The organism is Paraliobacillus sp. JSM ZJ581, assembly GCF_044383835.1.
GTDB lineage: Bacteria > Bacillota > Bacilli > Bacillales > Amphibacillaceae > Paraliobacillus.
On sequence record NZ_JBISEP010000066.1, the window covers coordinates 1 to 1,603 of the forward strand.

The 1,603-nt window shown below is 33.0% G+C and carries 1 protein-coding gene and 2 pseudogenes; all 3 read left to right on the forward strand.

Features of this window, described 5'->3' with window-relative positions:
* Positions 1-547, forward strand: a pseudogene (locus ACH6CY_RS15635) (hypothetical protein); the annotation flags it as partial.
* Between the two features lie 12 nt (positions 548-559).
* On the forward strand, positions 560-934 hold the full coding sequence (locus tag ACH6CY_RS15640; RefSeq protein ID WP_374068235.1) for an immunity 22 family protein: 375 nt from the start codon (positions 560-562) through the stop codon (positions 932-934).
* Positions 935-969: 35 nt separating this feature from the next.
* Positions 970-1,424, forward strand: a pseudogene (locus tag ACH6CY_RS15645) (DUF4274 domain-containing protein).
* The last annotated feature ends 179 nt before the right edge of the window (positions 1,425-1,603 follow it).

Sequence of the window (1,603 nt, forward strand, 5' to 3'; positions counted from 1 at the left end):
GATGGCAGGAGGCCCACGCTTACCTATCAACGCGATGCGCGATACTCACGTACAACAAGAGATACACACGAGCTTTGTGAAAGTTACTAAGGGTACGGGTAATGTTAAAGATATAACTAAACTAACTGTTGATGATATACCAACTGCAAAGAGTGGGAATTTTAATGAATTCTTCAATTCCCTTACAAGTAGTGAACTAGACGAACTTTGGAAAGATAAAAAGATTAGAAAGAAAATTGAACGCCAACTAAGAGAACCAGGAGGATTACATGAGTGGCACTTAGTTTCAAGGGCTCCTCAATTTAAGTATTGGAATATTGGTGCTGAGGAGATTAAAGATTTAAGAACAGATATATCAGATGTCAAATTTGTCAATCCAAACGGTGTTCATGGAGGGTTAGGATCAACTAAGGCACATAATGAATTGTTAGCAATAATAGATACTTCTAGCGACTATAATACATTTGTTAGACGACTTAATAACTGGGCTAATTATAGATTAGAGGGTGGAGTTTCGTCTTTACCACAAGGTCTAAGATTAAAGTAGGAGGGTACTATAATGGAAAAACAAGGGTGGGTTTCAATTTGGTTAGGGAATATTAACGATGAGGACTCAATTGGAGAGTATGTTGATTTAACGTATGATGAGGATGGCGAGTCTGTCCCATCCCAATTTTTTATCGATTTTAATATTGATATGGATGAAACAGATGAGGATACTATAGAAAAGGGGGTCTATAAGAATAGTAATAGTGATATTTCAGTATTATTGGATGGGTGTTCGTATGAAGAAATTGTCATCCCAAAAATTCAGAAAAGTATAAACCTAAAGAAATCATATAATGCAGTAATTTTAATATATAATTTTGAGTATAAAAATGAAATTAGTTCAACAGGTGCTTTTGATTTTATTGCTGCTACAAATTATGAGTAAGAGAAATCTTAAAGGGATGAGAATTGGTTTAGTTGATGGTTAACTCAGAAATTACTTATCTGGTAGGGTTGCTTTATAATACAGATATGAATATTTTAATCAGCCAGTTAAAAAAGTAGATAATTCACTAATACTCCATTACTTTGCTGCCAATTATAATTGGAATAGTGGGTTTGAAGTACCAACAGTTATCTTGGATAATGAGGCTTGTGATTTAGGGACTAGTTTACTAATGTTTCATTATGCAGATGGCTATCGTTTGTTAGAGAGTTTAGATGAAATTTCAAGTTCTTCGTTAGAGGAATGGAAAGTTTTTTTGAGGAAGAATTATAATAAACTACTAAGCCTAGACTTTAAATCACAAGGCATTTCCTTTGACACTAATTTAACAAAAATTCAAAAATATAAGATAAAAAAGAATAAGCCAGACCTTCCTGACGTTCTAATTAGTAAGTCTCCAGGCAAAGAGATTGATATACCTAAGATATAATGTAATTTATTTGAAACCTTGATTGGCAAAGTGCCTTTCAAGGTTTATTTATGAGGGGCTACCTAGTGTCGAATGACTTACTTATTACTTACAGGATAGAACTATAAATGTCAACATAAGAATGTACATTTTTGATTATTTAGTAATGTACAATTTTGACTCTGTATTGCATATGGTTT